This is a genomic window from Phenylobacterium sp. VNQ135 (assembly GCF_049445735.1).
Taxonomy (GTDB): Bacteria; Pseudomonadota; Alphaproteobacteria; order Caulobacterales; family Caulobacteraceae; genus Phenylobacterium.
The window spans coordinates 943,251-962,072 of record NZ_JBMSDS010000002.1; the positions used below are offsets into that span (position 1 = coordinate 943,251).

The 18,822-nt window shown below is 70.3% G+C and carries 18 protein-coding genes; 12 read left to right on the plus strand and 6 right to left on the minus strand.

Translation table 11 applies throughout. The annotated features are described in order from the left end of the window. The first annotated feature begins 13 nt into the window (after positions 1-13). A complete protein-coding gene (locus ACO2Q0_RS10510; protein WP_423351436.1) occupies positions 14-439 on the plus strand; it encodes an Lrp/AsnC family transcriptional regulator in 426 nt (141 codons plus the stop codon). Positions 440-455: 16 nt separating this feature from the next. After that, positions 456-2,246: a M3 family oligoendopeptidase gene (locus tag ACO2Q0_RS10515; RefSeq protein WP_423351437.1), complete on the plus strand. Its 1,791-nt coding sequence runs from the start codon at positions 456-458 to the stop codon at positions 2,244-2,246. On the opposite strand, the gene ACO2Q0_RS10520 is transcribed toward ACO2Q0_RS10515, so the two are convergent. Then, entirely contained in the window at positions 2,243-2,956 is a 714-nt protein-coding gene (locus tag ACO2Q0_RS10520; RefSeq protein ID WP_423351438.1) for a winged helix-turn-helix transcriptional regulator, read from the minus strand. The genes ACO2Q0_RS10515 and ACO2Q0_RS10520 overlap by 4 nt on opposite strands. 117 nt (positions 2,957-3,073) lie before the next feature. Here ACO2Q0_RS10520 and ACO2Q0_RS10525 point away from each other — a divergent pair, with 117 nt between their 5' ends. The 7 genes from ACO2Q0_RS10525 to ACO2Q0_RS10555 all read left to right on the plus strand — a co-directional run bounded on the left by ACO2Q0_RS10525 (position 3,074) and on the right by ACO2Q0_RS10555 (position 9,239). Continuing rightward, positions 3,074-4,213, plus strand: coding sequence for an acyl-CoA dehydrogenase family protein (locus tag ACO2Q0_RS10525; RefSeq protein WP_423351439.1), 1,140 nt, complete (start codon positions 3,074-3,076; stop codon positions 4,211-4,213). Between the two features lie 117 nt (positions 4,214-4,330). After that, positions 4,331-4,726 carry an energy transducer TonB gene (locus ACO2Q0_RS10530; protein ID WP_423351440.1) on the plus strand — a complete coding sequence of 132 codons (396 nt, stop codon included), beginning with the start codon at positions 4,331-4,333 and terminating at the stop codon, positions 4,724-4,726. Positions 4,727-4,846: 120 nt separating this feature from the next. Further along, positions 4,847-5,884 carry an alpha/beta fold hydrolase gene (locus tag ACO2Q0_RS10535; protein WP_423351441.1) on the plus strand — a complete coding sequence of 346 codons (1,038 nt, stop codon included), beginning with the start codon at positions 4,847-4,849 and terminating at the stop codon, positions 5,882-5,884. A gap of 75 nt (positions 5,885-5,959) precedes the next feature. Beyond that, the gene (locus ACO2Q0_RS10540; RefSeq protein ID WP_423351442.1) at positions 5,960-6,202 is read left to right on the plus strand and encodes an aa3-type cytochrome c oxidase subunit IV; all 243 of its coding nucleotides are present in this window, start codon (positions 5,960-5,962) and stop codon (positions 6,200-6,202) included. A gap of 167 nt (positions 6,203-6,369) precedes the next feature. Beyond that, positions 6,370-7,500, plus strand: a complete 1,131-nt coding sequence (locus ACO2Q0_RS10545) for a Re/Si-specific NAD(P)(+) transhydrogenase subunit alpha (RefSeq protein ID WP_423351443.1) — start codon at positions 6,370-6,372, stop codon at positions 7,498-7,500. A 3-nt stretch (positions 7,501-7,503) separates the two neighbouring features. Next, on the plus strand, positions 7,504-7,827 hold the full coding sequence (locus ACO2Q0_RS10550; protein WP_423351444.1) for a proton-translocating transhydrogenase family protein: 324 nt from the start codon (positions 7,504-7,506) through the stop codon (positions 7,825-7,827). Further along, positions 7,824-9,239, plus strand: coding sequence for an NAD(P)(+) transhydrogenase (Re/Si-specific) subunit beta (locus ACO2Q0_RS10555; RefSeq protein WP_423351445.1), 1,416 nt, complete (start codon positions 7,824-7,826; stop codon positions 9,237-9,239). The genes ACO2Q0_RS10550 and ACO2Q0_RS10555 overlap by 4 nt, the downstream gene beginning before the upstream one ends. Before the next feature lie 11 nt (positions 9,240-9,250). On the opposite strand, the gene ACO2Q0_RS10560 is transcribed toward ACO2Q0_RS10555, so the two are convergent. Together ACO2Q0_RS10560 and ACO2Q0_RS10565 are read right to left on the minus strand one after the other, a co-directional pair. Continuing rightward, on the minus strand, positions 9,251-10,594 hold the full coding sequence (locus tag ACO2Q0_RS10560) for a calcium-binding protein (protein WP_423351446.1): 1,344 nt from the start codon (positions 10,592-10,594) through the stop codon (positions 9,251-9,253). Positions 10,595-10,623: 29 nt separating this feature from the next. Next, complete coding sequence (locus tag ACO2Q0_RS10565; RefSeq protein WP_423351447.1) at positions 10,624-10,950, minus strand: helix-turn-helix domain-containing protein; 327 nt, start codon at positions 10,948-10,950, stop codon at positions 10,624-10,626. A 136-nt stretch (positions 10,951-11,086) separates the two neighbouring features. Here ACO2Q0_RS10565 and ACO2Q0_RS10570 point away from each other — a divergent pair, with 136 nt between their 5' ends. From ACO2Q0_RS10570 to ACO2Q0_RS10580, 3 genes are all read left to right on the plus strand, one after another. Continuing rightward, the gene (locus tag ACO2Q0_RS10570; RefSeq protein ID WP_423351448.1) at positions 11,087-14,086 is read left to right on the plus strand and encodes an autotransporter outer membrane beta-barrel domain-containing protein; all 3,000 of its coding nucleotides are present in this window, start codon (positions 11,087-11,089) and stop codon (positions 14,084-14,086) included. 231 nt (positions 14,087-14,317) lie between these two features. Then, positions 14,318-15,205 carry a M23 family metallopeptidase gene (locus ACO2Q0_RS10575; RefSeq protein ID WP_423351449.1) on the plus strand — a complete coding sequence of 296 codons (888 nt, stop codon included), beginning with the start codon at positions 14,318-14,320 and terminating at the stop codon, positions 15,203-15,205. Positions 15,206-15,243: 38 nt separating this feature from the next. After that, positions 15,244-16,092 carry an alpha/beta fold hydrolase gene (locus ACO2Q0_RS10580; RefSeq protein ID WP_423351450.1) on the plus strand — a complete coding sequence of 283 codons (849 nt, stop codon included), beginning with the start codon at positions 15,244-15,246 and terminating at the stop codon, positions 16,090-16,092. On the opposite strand, the gene tilS is transcribed toward ACO2Q0_RS10580, so the two are convergent. The 3 genes from tilS to pal are packed head-to-tail and all read right to left on the minus strand — an operon-like array spanning position 16,073 to position 18,763. After that, positions 16,073-17,356: a tRNA lysidine(34) synthetase TilS gene (tilS, locus tag ACO2Q0_RS10585; RefSeq protein WP_423351451.1), complete on the minus strand. Its 1,284-nt coding sequence runs from the start codon at positions 17,354-17,356 to the stop codon at positions 16,073-16,075. The genes ACO2Q0_RS10580 and tilS overlap by 20 nt on opposite strands. Then, positions 17,344-18,192: a tol-pal system protein YbgF gene (gene ybgF / locus ACO2Q0_RS10590; RefSeq protein ID WP_423351452.1), complete on the minus strand. Its 849-nt coding sequence runs from the start codon at positions 18,190-18,192 to the stop codon at positions 17,344-17,346. Before ybgF ends, tilS begins: the two co-directional genes overlap by 13 nt. A 10-nt stretch (positions 18,193-18,202) precedes the next feature. Beyond that, the gene (gene pal / locus ACO2Q0_RS10595; protein WP_423351453.1) at positions 18,203-18,763 is read right to left on the minus strand and encodes a peptidoglycan-associated lipoprotein Pal; all 561 of its coding nucleotides are present in this window, start codon (positions 18,761-18,763) and stop codon (positions 18,203-18,205) included. Positions 18,764-18,822 lie beyond the last annotated feature (59 nt).

Consider the following 18,822-nt stretch of genomic DNA (forward strand, 5'->3'; position numbering starts at 1 on the left):
ATAGCCTGGCGATATGATCGATGAACTCGACCGACGGCTGATCGCACTGCTGCGATCCGATTCCCGCATGCCGGCGGCGTCGCTGGCCCAGGCGCTGAAGGTGTCGCGGGGAACGGTGCAGAACCGCATCGACCGGTTGATGGCGCGCGGCGTGATCCAGGGGTTCACAATCCGAACCAAGCCGGAGCTGGAGGCCAACCGCGTCCGCGCCATGATGTGCATCGAGATCGAGGGCGAGCGGGCCGGCGCGGTGGTGAAGGCGCTGCGGGGCTTTCCCGAGGTGGACAAGGTGCACTCGACCAACGGCCGTTGGGACCTCGTCGCCGAGCTGGACGTCGAGACGCTGGCCGAATTCAGCCGGGCGCTGGACCACATCCGCGAGATCGAGGGCATAGCCTCCACCGAGACTTCGATCCTGCTGGCGACCCAGAAGGCTTGAGCCTATCTGTCGGGGCATGAACGCCCCCTTCAAGACCGAGACGCTGCCCGAGTGGCGGCTGGACGACCTGTACACCGGCCGGGACGATCCCAGGATCGCGGCGGACCTGCAGGCGGCGAGCGAGACCAACGCCAAGCTGGTGGCGATGAAGGGTCAGTTCGCGGCCGCCCGCGCCGAGCCGCGGCTGCTGGGCGAGCGGCTGGACCAGGGCGTGCAGCTCTACGAGGCGGCGACCAACGCGCTGTGGAGCGTCGGCGCCTACGCCTCGCTGGCGGCGTCCACCGCGCGCAACGATCCCGCCTGGTCGAAGTTCGAGGCCGACCTGCGCGCCAAGTCGGCCCAGATCGGCGCCGAGAGCCTGTTCTTCACGCTGGAGATCAACGAACTGGAGGACGCCGAGCTGGAGGCGGCGCTGGCGGCGCATCCGCCAGCCGGGCGTTGGCGTCCTTGGCTGCGGCGGGTGCGCTTGAGCCGTCCGCACGAGCTCTCGCCCGACCTGGAGCGGTTGCTCGTGGACCGCGGGCCGGCGGTGGCCAACTGGGTCCGGCTGTCCGACGAGACGCTGGCCGGGCTGACGGCCAAGGTCGGGCCTGAGACCCTGACCCTGTCCGAGATCCTGAACCGCATGTCCGATCCGGATGCGGCGCGGCGGAAGCAGGCCGCGCAGGCGCTGACCAAAGCGCTCGAGCAGCGGAGCGGCACGCTGGCCCTTTGCCTGAACACGCTCGCCTTCGAGAAGCAGGTGGAGGACCGCTGGCGCAAGTATCCGACCCCGGCCGCCGCGCGGCACCTGGCCAACGAGGTGGACGCCGACGCCGTGGAGGCGCTGGAAGCCGCGGTCGTCGAAGCCTACGAGGCCGTCAGCCATCGCTACTACCGGCTGAAGGCCAAGGTCCTGGGCAAGGCTGCGCTGGATCAATGGGACCGCAACGCGCCGCTGGAAGCGGGCCCGCCGAAGACCTACGCCTGGGACGAGGCGCGCGGCATGGTCCTCGAGAGCTTCGAGGCGCTGGCGCCGAAGTTCGCGGACACCGCACGGATCTTCTTCGCCCAGCCCTGGATCGACGCGCGACCGCGCGCAGGCAAGCAGTCGGGCGCCTACTCGCATCCGGTCACCGCCAACCGGCACCCGTATGTCTTCATGAACTACATGGGTGAGCGGCGAGACGTGCTGACCCTGGCGCACGAGCTGGGCCATGCCGTCCACCAGACGCTGTGCGCGCCGCTGGGCACGCTGCTGGCCGATACGCCGCTCACGCTCGCCGAGACCGCCTCGATCTTCGGCGAGGGCCTGGTGTTCGAGCGCCTGCTCGCGGAGGCGACGCCCGAGGAACGCCGTGGGCTTCTGGCCGGGAAGATCGAGGACGGGATCAACACGGTGGTCCGGCAGATCGCCTTCCACCGCTTCGAGACCCGCTTCCACGCCGCCCGCCTGCAGGGCGAGCTGTCGCCGGAGGAGATCGGCGGCCTCTGGCTGGAGGTGATGGGCGAGAGCCTGGGGCCCGCGGTGAAGCTCAACAAGGGCTACGAGCACTACTGGGCCTATGTCAGCCACTTCGTGCATGCCCCGTTCTACGTCTATGCTTACGCCTTCGGGGATCTCCTGGTGCGCGGCCTGATGGAGAAGCGCCGAGAGGATCCCCGCGCCTTCGCGCCGCTATACGAACAGCTCCTCGCCGCAGGAGGGACCAAGACGTACGTGGAGGCGCTCGCCGCCTTCGGCCTGAACCCCCGCGAAAAGGCGTTCTGGGCGGCCGGCATGAAGCAGCTCGAACGCCTGGTCGACGAGTTCGAGGCGCTCGTCTAGGCAGCCTGCTCGAAGGGCGCGAAGACGATCGGCCGCTCGTACGGCTGGTCGGCGACCTTGAGGATCTGCTTCAGCGTCCGCACGCTGATGGCGTCACCACTCATCGAGACGGCGCCGCGCTCGACGGCTTCGGCATAGCCCTCGTAGCCCATCCAGACGCGGATGAAGGTCTCGAGTTCGGCCGCGATCACCGCGTCCACGTCCTTGCCCTCGGGCGCCTTGAAGCAGACTTCCACGTCATCGGGGCGCAGGATGATCCACCAGTAGCGCCGGGTGGCGTGGGCCTTGGGCACGCCGCGGAACTCAAGCCGGACCACGATCTCGCGGTCGGGCAGGTCGCGGGGGTCGATCTGCCGCTTCATGCTCCAGACCAGCATGGTCGGGTCCATGTCCGCCGGACCGAGCCGGCCCTGGCCGTAGCGCTGTCCCCAGATCGACATCATCACGATGATGTCGCGGAACGACTCTCCCGCCCGGGTGAGGCGGTAGAGCTTGCCCTGCGCAAGCGGCTCGGTCGCCACCACGCCGGCCTCTTCCAGCTCCGTGAGCCGCTGGACCAGCAGGGCGCGCGACATCGTGCCCATGCCGAAATGGATTTCGGAGAAGCGCTTCGGTCCGAAGCACAGCTCGCGAACGATCAGCGGGGTCCACCGCTGGGCGAAGATCTCGGCCGTCTTTGCGACCGGGCAGAATTGTCCATAGCCCTTCATGCGTAAATCGTCGCTAGATGAACGTCGTTCGACAAGTTCATTCTTCGAACTGGAGCGAACTTCGCCGTTCGGGAGATAGGGGCGCCTCAAATTCGAGGACCCGACATGACAATCGCCATGACAAAGCAACCTACAGCCCCCGCCGCCTCACACGTCGACTTCGAGCGCCTGGCGCACGAGGTGGGTCCGCAACTGGCCGCCCGCGCCGCCGAATTCGACGCCGAAGACGGCTTCGTGGGCGAGAACCTGGAGGTGCTGAAGGCGCGGGGCTTCCACACCGCCGGCGTGCCGGCCGAGCTGGGCGGCGGCGGCTCGAGCCATGCCGAACTCGCCCACATGCTCCGGACCCTGGCCCGCTATTGCGGCTCCACGGCCCTGGCCCTGTCGATGCACACCCATCAGGTGGCCGTTCCGGCCTGGCGTTGGCGCCGCACGCCGGAGGCGGTCGAAGGCCTGCTGAAGCGTATCGTCGCCGAGAAGCTCACGCTGGTGTCCAGCGGCGGCTCGGACTGGCTGGACGGCTCCTGCAAGGCCGTGCCGGTGGAGGGCGGTTTCCGCATTTCCGGCCGCAAGGTCTTCGCCAGCGGCGCGCCGGACGGCGACCTGCTGATGACCATGGCCGTGCTCGACACGCCGGAAGGTCCCACGGTCCTGCACCTGCCGATCCCGCTGAAGGCCGACGGCGTCCGGATCCTCGACACCTGGCGCACGCTGGGCATGCGCGGCACCGGTTCGCACGATGTCGAGCTGGACGGCGTGTTCGTGCCCGAGGCTGCGGTGGCTGTTCGGCGGGCGGCGGGCAAGTGGCACCCGGTGATGCATACCGTCAGCCTCCTGGCTTTCCCGCTGATCTACGCCGTCTATGTGGGCCTGGCCGAGGCCGCTCGCGACAAGGCCCTGGACCTGGCCGTGGCGCGCAAGTCCTCGCCGGACGTGGAGCTGGTGATCGGCGAGATGGAGACCGAACTCGCCGCCGCGCGCCTGGCGCTCACCGACATGCTGGCCACCGCCGCCGCTGAGGAGCCCGGGCCCATCGCCACCAGCCGGATCATGATCGGGCGCACCCTCGTCGGCCGGGCGGCGATCCGCACCGTCGAAAAGGCCATGGAAGCGGCTGGCGGCGCGGGCTTCTATCGCAAGACCGGCCTTGAGCGGATCTTCCGCGACGTTCAGGCCGCCCGTTACCACCCGTTGCAGGAAAAGGCCCAGAGCCGCCTGGCCGCCCGTGTGGCGCTGGGCCTCGACATCGACGGCTGACGCGGCGCCCGGGCGCCGACCGCTTCCCTCCCGAACACCCGCCGGCGTCCGCGTACCGGGCCGTGGACGCCGCGCGTATTCCTGCGCCCGAATTCCAACCAGAAGGACCATCGAGAAATGCGAGCAGTCGTCTTCACCACCCTGGCCGCGGTCGCCGTGTTCGGCGCCGCCGCGGCCGCCGCCGACGTACCCGATCCGCGCCTGCCCATGTGGAGCGGAAGCGAAAGCGCTTGGATGCGCGCCGTCCAGCGGCGATTGGAAGGCGAGGTGGATCACAGCCGCGGCGTGGGCCAGGCGGCCACGGCCGAGGTGCGTTTCCAGCTCGGGCCGGACGGCCGGATCGCCGAGGCCGACCTCGTGACGCCGAGCGGGTCCGAGGTGCTGGACGAGCTGGCCCTTCAGGCGGTGCGGCGCACCCGCAGCCTGCCCCTCCCGCCGGAGGGCCTGACCGGCCGGCCGGTGCGGTTCCGCCTGCAGGTCACGAAGCCGGTGTCCCTGCCGCTCACCTGGTAGGCTCATGCATCCCGAGTCCCGTGGGGTGGTTGCCCCGTGCCGACGCCTCACGGGCCGCCCCGACGCCTGCCTTTCGAGATCGCTTGCCATCTTTCAAACGCTCGTTAGACCTGAGCGCACATGGCGAACGACCTGACCGAGAAGCCGAAGAGCGAGTCCTACGACGATCGTCCGTTCCATACCGACGGGCTGCCGCCGGAGGTGCGGGCGCCCCTCGCGCCGTTCAACGGCGCCGAGCCGCCGGCGCCCCGCTGGTTCAAGGACGCCATCGCCGACGAGCCCGAGCGCAGCTTCGTCGTCTCACACGGGACGAAACTCGAGCTGCTCACCTGGGGCGAGCTCGGAAAGCCTGGCCTGCTGCTGGTGCACGGCAACAGCGCGCACGCCGACTGGTGGAGCTTCATCGCCCCTTTCCTGGCCAAGGATTACCGCGTCGCCGCCTTCTCGCTGGCGGGCATGGGCGAGTCGGAATGGCGCGCGCGCTACGCCTTCGCCGACTTCGCCGGCGACGCCGAAGCCTGCGCCCGGGCGGCGGGCCTCTATGAAAGCGGCTCGAAGCCGATCTACATCGGCCACTCCTTCGGCGGCGCGCAGGTGTTCTTCGCTTCGGTTCAGAATCCGGACCAGATGCAGGCCGCCATCCTGGTGGACACCGGCTTCGGCGGTCCCCCGCCCGAGGTCCTGGAGGAGCGGAAGAAGCGGGCCGAGCAGGTCCGGAACATCCCGACTGCCGATCGACCCAGCCGCGTTTACGCCACGCTGGAGCAGGCGCTGGGGCGGTTCCGGCTGATGCCACCGCAGCCGGCGGGCAATCTGTTCGTGGCCGACTTCATTGCGCGCCGCTCCTTGAAGCGGGCGCCGCTGCCCGACGGCTCCGGCGATGGCTGGACCTGGAAGTTCGATCCGACGATGTGGGAGAAGCTCGACCGGACGAATGCGCCGTCGCACGAGCCGCCGCCGCCGATCAACGTGCCGATGGTGCACATCTATGGCGCGCAAAGCCGGATCATCGAGCGCCGCAAAGCGGGCGAGCGGAGCTTCTTCGGGGATCGCGTGCGCGAGATCGAGATCCCGGAGTCCGAGCACCACATCATGATCGACCAGCCGCTGGCCCTGGTCGCCTCGCTCCGTACGCTGCTGGCGACCTGGCCGGACTGACGGCTGGGCCGCTTGAGCCGGGCGGGCGCATCGTGTAGCACCCGGCGCGAAGACTTCTTGGAGAGCGTGCTTCCGATGGCCGGACCGGCTTCCGACTACCACCGCGGCGACATGGACATCGCCGAGCAGAACGCCACCTACAAGCTCGTCATGGGCATCACGAAGTGGGGTTCGCTGTACCTCGCTGCGGCGCTGCTCGCGCTGACCCTGTGGTTCTGCACCGAAGCCGGCTTCATGAGCGGCCTGATCGCCGCCGTCGTGGTCATCGCGCTGGGCACGCTGGTTCTGCGCGACAAGAAGGGCGGCGCGGCGCACTGACGCCGACGCCCTGCGGCAGAGCGGGCGCGATCCTTCGGACCGCCCGCCGCTCGCGCCGCCTATAGCTCACCTTAAAACGATCGTTTGAATTCTGCTGTTCGGCGGCTGGACAAGCCCCGGAACGCACCCCTATGGTCCCGCCCTACAAACAGGGGGGACATCGCGGCATGCCGGTCATCGCCGTCACCAAGGAGCGCCGCTCGGGCGAGACCCGCGTGGCTGCCGTTCCCGAGACGGTGAAGAAGCTGACCGCGGCGGGGTTCTCCGTCGTCGTCGAGGCCGGAGCCGGGCTCAGCGCATCGTTCCAGGACGCCGACTACGAGGCCGCCGGAGCGAGCCTGGCCAAGAGCGCGGCCGACGCGCTCGGCAAGGCGGACATCGTCTTCAAGGTGCGCGCGCCCGAGGCCGACGAGATCAAGGCCCTCAAGAAGGGCGCGCTCGTCGTGGCCCTGCTGAACCCCTACCAGGACAAACCGACGCTGAATGCGCTGGCCGCCCAGGGCGCCACGGCCTTCGCCATGGAGTTCGTGCCGCGGATCACCCGCGCCCAGGTGATGGACGCGCTATCGTCCCAGGCCAACCTCGCCGGATATCGCGCCGTGATCGAGGCCGCCGAGGCTTATGGCCGGGCGCTGCCGATGATGATGACGCCGGCTGGCACCATCGCGCCGGCCAAGGTCTTCGTGATGGGCGTGGGCGTCGCCGGGCTGCAGGCGATCGCCACGGCCCGGCGCCTGGGCGCGGTCGTGACCGCCACCGACGTCCGTCCCGCGACCAAGGAGCAGGTCGAGAGCCTGGGCGGCAAGTTCGTCGCCGTCGAGGACGAGGAGTTCAAGGCGGCCGAGACGTCCGGCGGCTACGCCAAGGAGATGAGCGCCGAGTACCAGGCCAAACAGGCGGCGCTGATCACCGAGCACATCAAGAAGCAGGACATCGTCATCACCACCGCGCTGATCCCGGGCCGGCCGGCGCCGAAGCTGGTCAACGCCGCCCAGGTCGCCTCGATGAAGCCCGGCTCGGTGCTCGTCGACCTGGCGGTGGAGCAGGGCGGCAACGTCGAGGGCTCCAAGGCCGGCGAGGTCGTCGAAACCGGCGGCGTCAAGATCGTCGGCTTCGCCAACCTGCCGGGCCGGATCGCCGCGGATTCCTCGGTGCTCTACGCCCGCAACCTGACTGCCTTCGCCGAGCTGCTGAAGGACAAGGAAGGCGGCTTCGTCCCCGATTACGAGGACGAGATCCTCAAGGCCGCGCTGGTCACGAAAGACGGCGCCATCGTCCACCCCGCGCTGAAGGGCTGATCCATGGAAGCCGTCGATCCGACCGTCTTTCGCCTGGCGATCTTCGTGCTCGCCATCTTCGTCGGCTACTACGTGGTCTGGAGCGTGACGCCGGCGCTGCACACGCCGCTGATGGCCGTCACCAACGCCATCTCCTCGGTGATCATCGTGGGCGCCCTGCTGGCCGCAGCGGCCTCGGGCCAGGGCGGCGAGCTCACCCAGAACGTCCTGATCTCCAAGGGCGCCGGCGCTGTCGCCGCGGCCTTCGCGGCGGTCAACATCTTCGGCGGCTTCCTCGTCACCCAGCGCATGCTGGCCATGTACAAGAAGAAGGATCGTTCGAAGTGAACGCCAACGTCGCTGCGATCCTCTACCTCGTCTCCGGCGTCCTCTTCATCCTGGCGCTGCGGGGGCTGTCCTCGCCGACCTCAAGCCAGGCGGGCAACCGCAACGGCATGATCGGCATGGCGATCGCGGTCGGAACCGCGCTCGCCACCTTGTGGACGCAAGGCGCGCTCGACGCCTTCACCCTCGCGCTGATCGTCGGCGGCGTCGCCATCGGCGGCGTCATCGGCGCGGTGATCGCCAAGCGCGTCGCCATGACCTCGATGCCGCAGCTCGTTGCGGCCTTCCACTCGCTCGTCGGCATGGCTGCCTGCCTCGTCGCGGTCGCCGCCATCCACACGCCTGAGGCCTACGGCATCGGCGAGGCGGGCCACGTGCACCTGAACTCGCTGATCGAGCTCTCGCTTGGCCTGGCCATCGGCGCCGTCACCTTCACCGGCTCGGTGATCGCCTTCGCCAAACTGAACGGCAACATGAGCGGCGCGCCGATCCTGCTGCCGGCCCGCCACCTGCTGAACATCCTGATCGCCGTGGCCATCGTGGCGCTGGTCGTCGTCCTGGTGATGAGCGGCGGCACGGCGCTGTGGGCGTTCTGGGGTATCTTCGCGCTCTCGCTGCTGATCGGCGTGACGCTGATCATCCCGATCGGCGGCGCGGACATGCCCGTGGTGGTGTCGATGCTGAACAGCTACTCGGGCTGGGCGGCGGCGGCGCTGGGCTTCACGCTCGAAAACACCACCCTGATCATCACCGGTGCGCTGGTGGGCAGCTCGGGCGCCATCCTCAGTTACATCATGTGCAAGGGGATGAACCGCAGCTTCGTCTCGGTGATCCTCGGCGGCTTCGGCACCGACGACAGCGCGGCGGCGGCCGGCGGAAAGGTCGAGACCCGGCCCGTGAAGCAGGGCTCCGCCGACGACGCGGCCTTCATCATGAAGAACGCCTCGAAGGTGATCATTGTCCCCGGCTACGGCATGGCGGTCAGCCAGGCGCAGCACGCGCTGCGCGAGATGGCCGACAAGCTGAAGGAAGAGGGCGTCGAGGTGAAGTACGCCATCCACCCGGTCGCCGGCCGCATGCCCGGGCACATGAACGTGCTGCTCGCCGAGGCCAACGTGCCCTACGACGAGGTCTTCGAGCTGGAGGACATCAACTCTGAGTTCTCGACGGCGGACGTGGCCTTCGTGATCGGCGCCAATGACGTGACCAACCCGGCCGCCAAGACCGATCCGCAGTCGCCGATCTTCGGCATGCCGATCCTGGATGTGGAAAAGGCGCGCACGGTGCTGTTCGTGAAGCGCGGCATGGCCTCTGGCTACGCCGGCGTCGAGAACGAACTCTTCTTTCGCGACAACACCATGATGCTGTTCGCCGACGCCAAGAAGATGGTCGAGGGGATCCTGAAGGGCCTCTGAGCCCGCGTGCGTCAGGCGAAGGGGTCGTCCCAGCCGAAACCCCGGCTCGCGGCCGGAATGTCGTAGACGGCGGTGTCGGGCGCGATCGTCACCAGCACGTAGCCGTCCATGACGCCGTCGCCGTCGATATCCACTTCGATGCGGACCTGCGGGCCGACCGTCGAGGGGCCGAAGCCGTTGACGTCGGGGCCGCCCGCGTCTGTAGGCGGGCTGGTCCCGCCGGCGCCGCGATCCGAGCCGCCGCCGCCGGCGGCGGGCGGAGCGAGGTTAGGCGGTTCGCTGGCCGGCGGCTCGTGACCTTCTGGCGGCGGGGGCGCGCTCAGGGGCCGACCGCTGAGCACCAGCTGGTCGCCCTCCGCGAAGCTGAAGTCCGTCACCACGCCCAGGAGCGTGTCGGCATGCCCCAGCGTCTGGGGTGCGACGATCACGAAGGTGTCGGCTCCCGCGCCACCGGTGGCCGTTACGCCCACGCCGAGCTGCAGCTGGTCCTGACCGGCCCCGCCTTCGAGGGTGTCGGCGCCGCCGCCGCCGATCAGGGTGTCGTTCCCGTCGCCGCCGACGATGCGCTCGTCGGCCGCAGACCCGGTCAGCCGGTCGTCCCCGGCCCCGCCCACGATGACCGGAACCGGCGGGCTCTCCGCCTCGGGCTGCGCCGGACGTGCGACCGCGGGCTGTTCCAGCGGCGCCTCGAGCTTCGGCGTTTCGACCGGCGCGAGCGCGGCCACGGTCTGGCCGGACGCGCCGCCTGCGGCCACCACCTCGGCGGCCATGGCGATCAGCATGGCGGCCTTCGGCTGCGCAGGATCGGAGAGCACCGCGCCCTGAATGGCGAGCTCGCGCTCCTGGGTCGGGGCCTTGATGTCGGGCGGGGGCGGCGGTGGATCGACGGCCGGCAGTTCGGGGGCGGCCGGGGTGGCCGCCTCGGCGGCGTCAGCGAATTCCACCGTCTCGTAGAAGAAGGCGGTGGCGATCACGAGCGCCAGGAAGGTCTGCGCCTGGCGGCCGCCGAGGCCGAACGGCACGACGACGGCGGAGTCGGCCTCCGCCTCGGCCTGGCTGTGCAGGCGTTCGCGCAGCGCGGCGTGCAGGTCCGCGCCCTCGCTCAGGGTGTCGTCGACGGCGGAGTGGACCACGAACTTGCCGTCGATGCGGGCGACATGGATCAGCACGTCGCCGTTCTCGTCGGTGACGACACACCACGGATCGCCGGAGTCGGTGGCGCCGAACACGGTCTCGACCCGAGGGCCGCCGGCAGCGGACAGGCGCTCGGCCAGCTCTTCCAGGCGCGCGCGTTCGGCGGCCGTCCAGTCGCCGTTGGAGCGCACTCGGGCGATGAAGGGAACGACGTCACCCATCGGGGCGGGAAGTCTCCTGGTAGGGCCGGTCAGGCGGTGGCGCGACCCTGCGCCGCCTCAGCCTCGAACAGCAGCCGGAAGAGCTCGGGTTCGTAGTAGCGGAGCAGGGTCTTGGCGAACTCGCTGGGATCAAGTCCCAGGGCCACGGCCCACGCCGCCTGCGTCTCGATGGGGAGCCGGCCCAACCCACTCTCCACCTGCGACACGAAGGTGTAGTAGCGCAGCCCCACCTTCTCCGCCAGTTCAGCCTGTGTTAGCCCGGCGGTCTCACGCGCCGCCTTCAACCAGCGGCCGGCCTGCTGACGCAGGACCTTGATCTGGGCGGCCTTGACAGGGTCGGTTGCGGGTCTCGGCATCAGGGGTCCCTTGCGGCCCTCACGGCCCTTGCAGGCGGCGCGGGAGCGGACTACTACAGTTTTTCCGAAACAAATTAGTACACAATGTATAGCCGCTCGTCACCCGGCTATCACAGCGCTCGAAAACGGGGAAGCGATGAAGCGTTTGTTCGTGTCCGCGGCGGTGCTGCCGCTGCTCCATGCTGCGGGCGCCCACGCCGAGACCAAGATCTCGACGGCGACCACCGCACCGGTCCGGACGTCCACCCTGGCAAACGGCCAGCCGGACTCCCTGCTGATCGAAGCCAATGGGTCCATCAAGCCGACCGCCTCAGGCGCTGCCGTGACGATGGACTCCGCCCATGACGTCAAGAACTCGGGCGTGATCGGCTTCACCGGCGTGAACAACGCCACGGGCGTGCTGCTGGTGGGGGGCAAGTCGGGCAACCTGACCAACGCGGCCACGATCGACCTGTCGGAAGACTACAACCCCACCGACACCGACAACGACGGCGACATCGACGGCCCGTTCGCGCAGGGCTCAGGCCGCTTCGGCATCCGGGCCACCGGGCCCGGCGTCTTTACGGGCAACGTGATCAATCAGGGCTCGATCAACATCGAGGGCAACGATTCGGCGGGCATCTCGCTGGAGACGGGCCTCACGGGATCGCTGACCAGCTCGGGCTCGATCTCGGTCGTGGGCGACCGGAGCACGGGCGTGGCCGCCACCTCGGTCAGTGGAGACGTGCGGATCACCGGAGCCGTCGCCGTGAAGGGCGAGGGCTCGACCGCCATCTCGCTGGGCGACGTGGGCGGCGGCATCGTGCTGCAGAACGGCGTCAGCGCCACCGGCTACCGTTCCACGATCCGCGTCAACGACGACGCGACGCGCGCCAAGCTGGACGCCGACGATCTGAAACAGGGCGGGGCGGCGGTCCGCATCACCGGCAGCGTCGCCAAGGGTCTGCTGCTGGACCGTCCGCCGACGGATGCGAGCGCCGACGACAAGGATGAGGACGACGACGGCGTCGAGGATTCGCTGGAGGCCACGGCGCAGATCGCCTCGTCCGGCTCTGCGCCCGCGCTGGATATCGGGGGCGCCACGGCCACAACCTTCGGCCGCGTCGGGACCGGCGAGCTCGGCTACGGCATCGTGAACCGGGGTCAGGTCGTCGCCGACGGCGTGAACGATGGGGTTTCGGCCACGGCCGTCCGCATCGGCCAGGCCGGCGGTGGGACCACGACCATCCAAGGCGGCCTCTACAACGCCAAGGCCGCCATTACGGCGAAGGCCTACGGCGCTCAGGTCACCGGCGTGCTGATGAACGCTGGCGCCTCGGTCCCCACCATTCGGAACACCGGCACGATCGCCGCCGACCAGGTGGGCGGCAAGCAGGATGCGCGGGCGATCGTCGACCTGTCCGGCAACCTCGCCTTCGTCGAGAACTCAGGCGTGATCCGCGCGACGGTCACGCCCAAGACGGGCGAGACGGCAACCGGACGCACCATCGCCATGGACCTCTCGGCGAACGCCCTGGGCTCCGTGGTGCGGCAGGCCAAGGTCGCGACCGAGGACGCGCCGCAGATCGTCGGCGACGTGCTGTTCGGCTCGGGCGCCGACCGGCTGGAGGTTCTCGGCGGCACGCTGACGGGCGCGATGAGCTTCGGCGCAGGCGCCGACACGCTGATCATCGACGGCGGGGCCACCGCTGCCGGCCGCCTGACCGACGCCGACGGCCAGCTCGCCCTCGACGTCCGGAACGGTCGCCTGACGGTCAGCAACACCGAGGCCATCTCGCTGACCGCGCTCAACGTCGGCGCCAAGGGCGTGCTGGCGGTGAGCATCGACGAGCAGGCCGGACAGGCGACGCGCTTCAACGTCGCCGGCGCGGCGGCCTTCGCCTCGGGGGCGCAGGTCGACGTGCAGCTGAAGTCGCTGGTGCGCGGCTCGCACTCGTACCAGATCCTGCAGGCCCAGAGTCTGCAGGTGGCCCAGACCGGCACGAGCCTCGCGGGCGCGCCCTACCTCTACCAGGCGGCGCTGCGCAGCGATCCGTCGGCCGGCGCGCTTTACATGGACATCCGTCCCAAGACGGCCGCCGAACTCGGCCTGAACCGCTCCGGCGGCCAGGCCTATGCCGCGGTGTTCGACTCGCTCGACACCAACGACGCCATCGAGCAGGCCTTCCTGGCCCAGACCACCCAGGCCGGTTTCCTGGACCTGTACGATCAGATGCTGCCCGACCACTCGGGGGGATCGATCATGTCGGCGGCGGCGATTTCGTCGGCGATCTCGTCGGCGACGGCGCAGCCGATGGTGATCGACCGGACGTCCGGCATGGGCGTCTGGGCGCAGGAGATCCTGTTCGAGATCCGCCGCGACCGCACCGACGCGAACGGCTTCAAGTCCCAGGGCTTCGGCCTGGCGGGCGGCGTCGACCTGCTGGGCGAGGTGAACGCGCTGGGCCTCACCGGCGCCTTCGTGGCCACCGAATACCGCGACCGCGGCGCGGCGGCCGGCGAGCAGGTCTCGATGAACGTCCTGAACGGCGGCGGCTACTGGCGCTTCGACACCGGAGGCCTGCACGCCGACGCCCGCCTGGGCCTCGGCTATGTCTGGTTCGACGGCGACCGGCGGCTGGTGGGCTCGGGCCTCGACCTGCGCAGTGAAGCGGACTGGACCGGCTGGATCGTCGACGCCCATGCCGGCGCCTCCTACACGGTGGAGATGGGCGCCTTCTACGCCCGTCCGGAACTCGCGCTCGACTACCTGCGCCTGAGCGAGAAGGGCTACACCGAAAGCGGCGGCGGCGCGGGCTTTGACCTGACCGTCGACGACCGCAAGGGCGACCTGCTCACCGGCCAGGCGGCGCTGGCCGTCGGCTTCAAGTTCGGCGACGAGGTCTACTGGGCGCCGGAACTGAAGGTGGGTTGGCGTCAGCGCCTGGCCGGCAATCCGGGCGAGACGACCGCCCGCTTCGGCGCGGACGCGCCGTTCGTGCTCGACGCGGAGCAGGTGTTCGACGGCGGCCTCGTGGCGCGTCTTGGCATTCGCGGTGGCTCGGAGAAGGTGCTCTTCGCCCTCGACGGCGGCGGCACCTTCGAAAGCGACTACAAGGAATACGACGTCAGGGCGACGGTCCGCTTCCAGTTCTAGGAGGCGCGACGCGGGTGGACTCGACTGTCGCATGACAGTCGGGTTCCGCCGCCCCCTCAACTCACCGGGCATGGTCGGCAGGCTGACGAAGATCGGTTTGTGGGACGCCCTGTTTTTGCCTAGAAGGCCCGCCAGTTAACCACGCCTTTCGCGGTTGGGTTCTGCCGAAGCTTGGCTGTCCGGGTCGGGGCGGTCCTGTCGAGATCCTCGGCGCTAGGTGGAGTTGACGTATTGACGGACCTGAGCTTGGCCCAGGACGGGCGCGCGCGGCATTGGCTGCTGGACGCCGCTCTGGGCGGGATCGCGGCGCTGGGCGCGATCACCTTGGCGCATGCGGCGCGGCCCGAAGCGCCGGCGCCGGTGCGGACGGCGATCCCCGTTTCAGCCCCCATCCCGGCGCAGCCGGAACAACCGCCGGTGCTTATCGCCTTCCGCGATCCGGTGCCGGGCCGCGTCGTCGTTTCTCCCTTCGGGCTGCGGCAGCTTCCCTGGGAGGAGGGCGGCCGGCTGCATGCCGGCGTCGACATCCAGGCCGACTTCGGAGAAGCCGTGCGCGCTGCGGCGGACGGAGTGGTGGTCGAGGCGGGCCAGAGCTCGACCTATGGCCGCTACGTCGCGCTGAAGCACGCGGAAGGCCTGACCAGCTTCTATGCGCACATGGGCGGCGTGGCGGATCACATCCGGCCCGGACTGGCGCTGAAGGCCGGCGATCCCGTAGGCAAGATCGGCTCGTCCGGGACTTCGACGGGGCCGCACCTGCACTTCGAGATCCGGGACCGTCGCGACCGGCCGCTCAATCCGACCCTGTTCCTGGGACGGGAGTTTGCCGAGGCTGACGATCTGCCGCTGCGCAAGGCGCAGCGTTTCGGCCGGACCGTCCGGGTCGCGCACGTCTCGATGATCCCCAAGAGTAAGCGGGCGCTGATGCAAGCCAAGCTCGAGCGCGAGGAAATGGCCAAGGCCGTCCGCCTCGCCGAGAAGACCGGCAATGCGCCGGCCGCCGTGGCGCTGGACGCGGCGAGCGCCGCCCGCAACGCCGTGGCCGTCGAGCGCTTCGAAGGCCTGAAGGTGCTGCCCACGAGCGAGGATGGCCGCCCGCGGGCCCAGATCTCCTCCTGATGCTCGACGCGGGGCCTGCGGGGTCGCATAGGTCGGGCATGCGGGGAGATCTCATCGACATCGGCGGCCGCCGCCTTCGCGCCGTGCGGACGGGGCCGTCCGGCGGCCCCCTCGTCGTCTGCGAGCACGGAGCCTTCGGCTGTGCGGCGGACTGGGCGGTGGTGCAGGACAAGCTGGCGGCCAAGGGCCTGCGCAGTCTGGCCTACGACCGCGCCGGCATGGGGCACTCCGAGGCGGGACCAGAGCCGCGGGACGGTCGCGCCGCCAACGCCGACCTTGCCGCGCTGCTGGACGCGGTCGGCGAGACGGCGCCCTTCGTGCTCGTCGGCCACTCGATGGGCGGACTGAGTTCGCGGCTGTTCGCCCTCAGCCGACCGGGCCGGGTTTCCGGCCTGGTGCTCGTGGACGCGGTGACGCCGGACGCCCTGGAGCTTCCCGGTGCGCCCGTCGCCGTCGCCGCCTTCGGCCAGCTCCTGCGGCTGGCCGGGTTGGCCGGAAAGTTCGGCCTCATGCGGCCGGTCTCCCTCGTCAGCGGCAACCTGATCGGACTCACCGGCGAGGCCGCGCCCGAGAAGCGGCGCATCCACGCCTCGGCAGGTCACGCCCGTTGGGCGGCGGCGGAGGTGCTGCAGTGGCCGGCGACTTCGGCGCTCGCCGGCGCGGGCGAGCTGTCAGAGGATCTGCCGGTGGCCGTCGTGACGGCCGGCGCGGCTCACACGCGCAAACCGCTCAAGGCGATACAGGAGACACCGGCTAGGCGCTCCCGGTTCGGCCACATCGACCACGTGGCGCGCTGCAACCATGCCAACCTGCTGGGCCCCCGTTACGCCGACGCCATTGTGCGCGGCGTCGAGCACGTGTTGGCGGCTAGTCGGGCTCGCGGCTGACGAGTCCCGCCGCAGCGCGCAGCCGCTTGCGGACGAGCGGCTTGATCTTCACGCCAGGGACCTCTTCCAGAACCGGGCAGGCGACGCCGCCGTCCGGGGCGACGATGACCGGCAACCCGGCGCGAACCGCTGGCGGCAGCGCCAGCAGGGCCGCCTGCTGGGCGGGCGGGAGCCGCCGCGACAGTCCGGCCAGCCGGCGCACAGCGAGGCCCTCGGAGATCGCCTTGAGCTGGAAGCGGCCATCCCAGACGATCGGCGCCCCCGGCGGCAGGGGCTGGGCGCCTAGGCCGCCGCGTGCGGCCTCGCCCGGTTCGCGGCAGATCAGCACTCGGTCCGCCGAAACCTCTACGCGCGCGCCGGCAAGGGTCGCGACCGACGCCGCGTCGCCCATTACTCGATCAGCCAAGGCCCGCACCCTGGCGGCCGTTGGGAGCCGGGATCGGCCGCCTGCGCACACGCACGTCAGGGCGAGCAGGCGCTCGACCTCGGCGCGCGAGGCCGCGCGCAAGGCCGCGGCCGGGATGCTGAAGGCCCCCGCCTCCTCCACCGCAGTTTCGGCAAGGGCCAGGGCGGGGGGCTGAGATTGCGGCTCAGCCGCTCGCGACGCAGCCAGGGCGCGCACCCGCGGACGGGCGAAGCGCGCATCCGCATTGGCGGGATCGTCGATCCAGCTCTCGCCGCGGCGTGCGAGCCAGGTGCGGATGGCTGCACGGCGGGCCGTCAGCAGCGGCCGCAGGAGGAACAAGCCTCGCCCGTCCGGCCACGCGGGCGAGGGCGCCCACTCGAACGGAGTGGGCGTCGAGGCACCGGCCTCACGCATCAGCCGCGCCTCCAGCACGTCGTCGGCGGTGTGGCCCATCAGGATGACGCGCGCGCCGAGCTGGCGGGCGGCCTCGGCGAGGAGCTTATGACGGGCGGCGCGCGCGGCCGCCGGCAGCCCGACTGCCGGCTTCGCACCCTCCCAGACGAGCGCCCGGAAGCCTACGTCCAGGCGCCCTGCCGCGCGGGCGCACGCATCGACCCATCGCTCGCTCTCCGCACTGAGGCCATGGTCGACGGTCAGCGCCATCAGCGGCCGCCGGGTGCGGGCCGCCCAGACCTGGGCGATCAGAAGCAGGGCGAGGGAATCTCCGCCGCCGGAGAACGCCACGACGATGGGGCGGCCGCCCTTTGGGCGCAGTCGGCGGTCCATGACCTCGCGGGCGGCGTCGCCGAGATCCCGCAGGCTCGCGGTTTCGAGCCCCTGGAGGCCTAGGCCGCGCACTTCGCCTGGGTTCGGGTCGAGGCGGCGCGGCTGGTGATGTTGGCCGGCGCCTTCGGGTAGCGCTTGGGCAGCTCGGCCAGCGTGCGACAGGCGTCCTGGGGCTTCTTCAGGGCGACGAGGGAGCGGGCGAGTTCGACCACCGCGTCGGGAGCCCAGCTGGTCTGCGGCCAGCCCTTGACCGAGGTGAGATAGGCCGAGGCGGCGTCGGCGTGGGCGCCGCGGACCGACAGGGTCTTGCCCCACCAGTAGCGCGCCTCCGGCGTCCGCTGGTGCTCAGGGTAGGCTTCGACGAAGCCGGCGAAGGCCTGTTCGGCGCCGTCGTAATCGCCCGCGAGCATCAGCTGGCGCGCCTTGGCGAACGCTTCGGTGGGATTGCCCGTCGGGGCGGCAGGCGCGCCCGCGGCCGTGTCCGCCGGAGCGGCGGGTGGCGCCGCCTGCTCCAGGGCGGTGAGCTTGTCGGACAGCCCCTGCACCTGGGTCTTCAGCGTGGCGTTCTCGCGCTTGGACTGCTCGAGCTCGAAGGTGGCGGTCTCCAGCGAGCCGTTCAGCCGCCGCAGCGTCTGCTCCAGATCGGCGATGCGGCTGGAGAGCTCCTCCATCCGGGCGTCGGTGTCGGCCGGCTGCACGACCACGGGTTTGCCCGTGTCGCGCATCTGGAAGACGATGCCGCGCAGCTCGCGGACGACCTTCTCCATCCGCTCCACCCGCTTGGCGTCGCGGGCGTCCAGCGGGTCCGCTTCCGGCGTGGCCGGAAGAGGTGTCTGGGCGATCGCTGGAGCCGTCGTCGAGAGGACGGCGAACGCCAGCAGGGGAAGGACGAAACGGCTACGCGGCATCGGGCGGTCCTTAGCGCGCGCCGCTCACGATGGCGGTGCGGGCGTTGCGGTTCTTCTGATAGGCCTCCTCGCTGGCGCCCGGGTCGAGGGGCTGTTCCTTGCCGAAGGAGATGGTCGAGATGCGGTCGCTGGTGACGCCGCGCGAGACCAGGTAGTCGCGGACGGCGTTGGCCCGCCGGGCGCCCAGGGCCAGGTTGTACTCGCGCGTGCCGCGTTCGTCGGCGTTGCCTTCGATGCGGACCCGGACGCTGTTGTAGCGGCGGAGCCAGTCGGCTTGAGCATCGAGCAGCGCACGGGCGTCGTCACGGACATCGTGGCTGTCGAGATCGAAGTAGACGCGGTCGCCGACGTTGACGACGAAGTCCTGGGCCGAGCCCGGAGTGGCGGCCAGCGGGCCTTGCGAGACCGGCGGCGGCGTATCGGCGCCTTGCGAGGCCGGCGGAGGCGTCGTGGCGGGCGGCGTCGTGTTGAACTGCGGCTTCGGCCGGCTCGAGCAGGCGGCCATGGAGACGGCGGCCACGCCGATGAGCGCCAGGCGAACCGCCGTGCTCCTGTTCACGCTTCCCAGCATCCTTAGGTCTCCTCGTGTCTTGTGTTCGGGTTTCATAGTCAGCGTCTATCGGGCGGGAT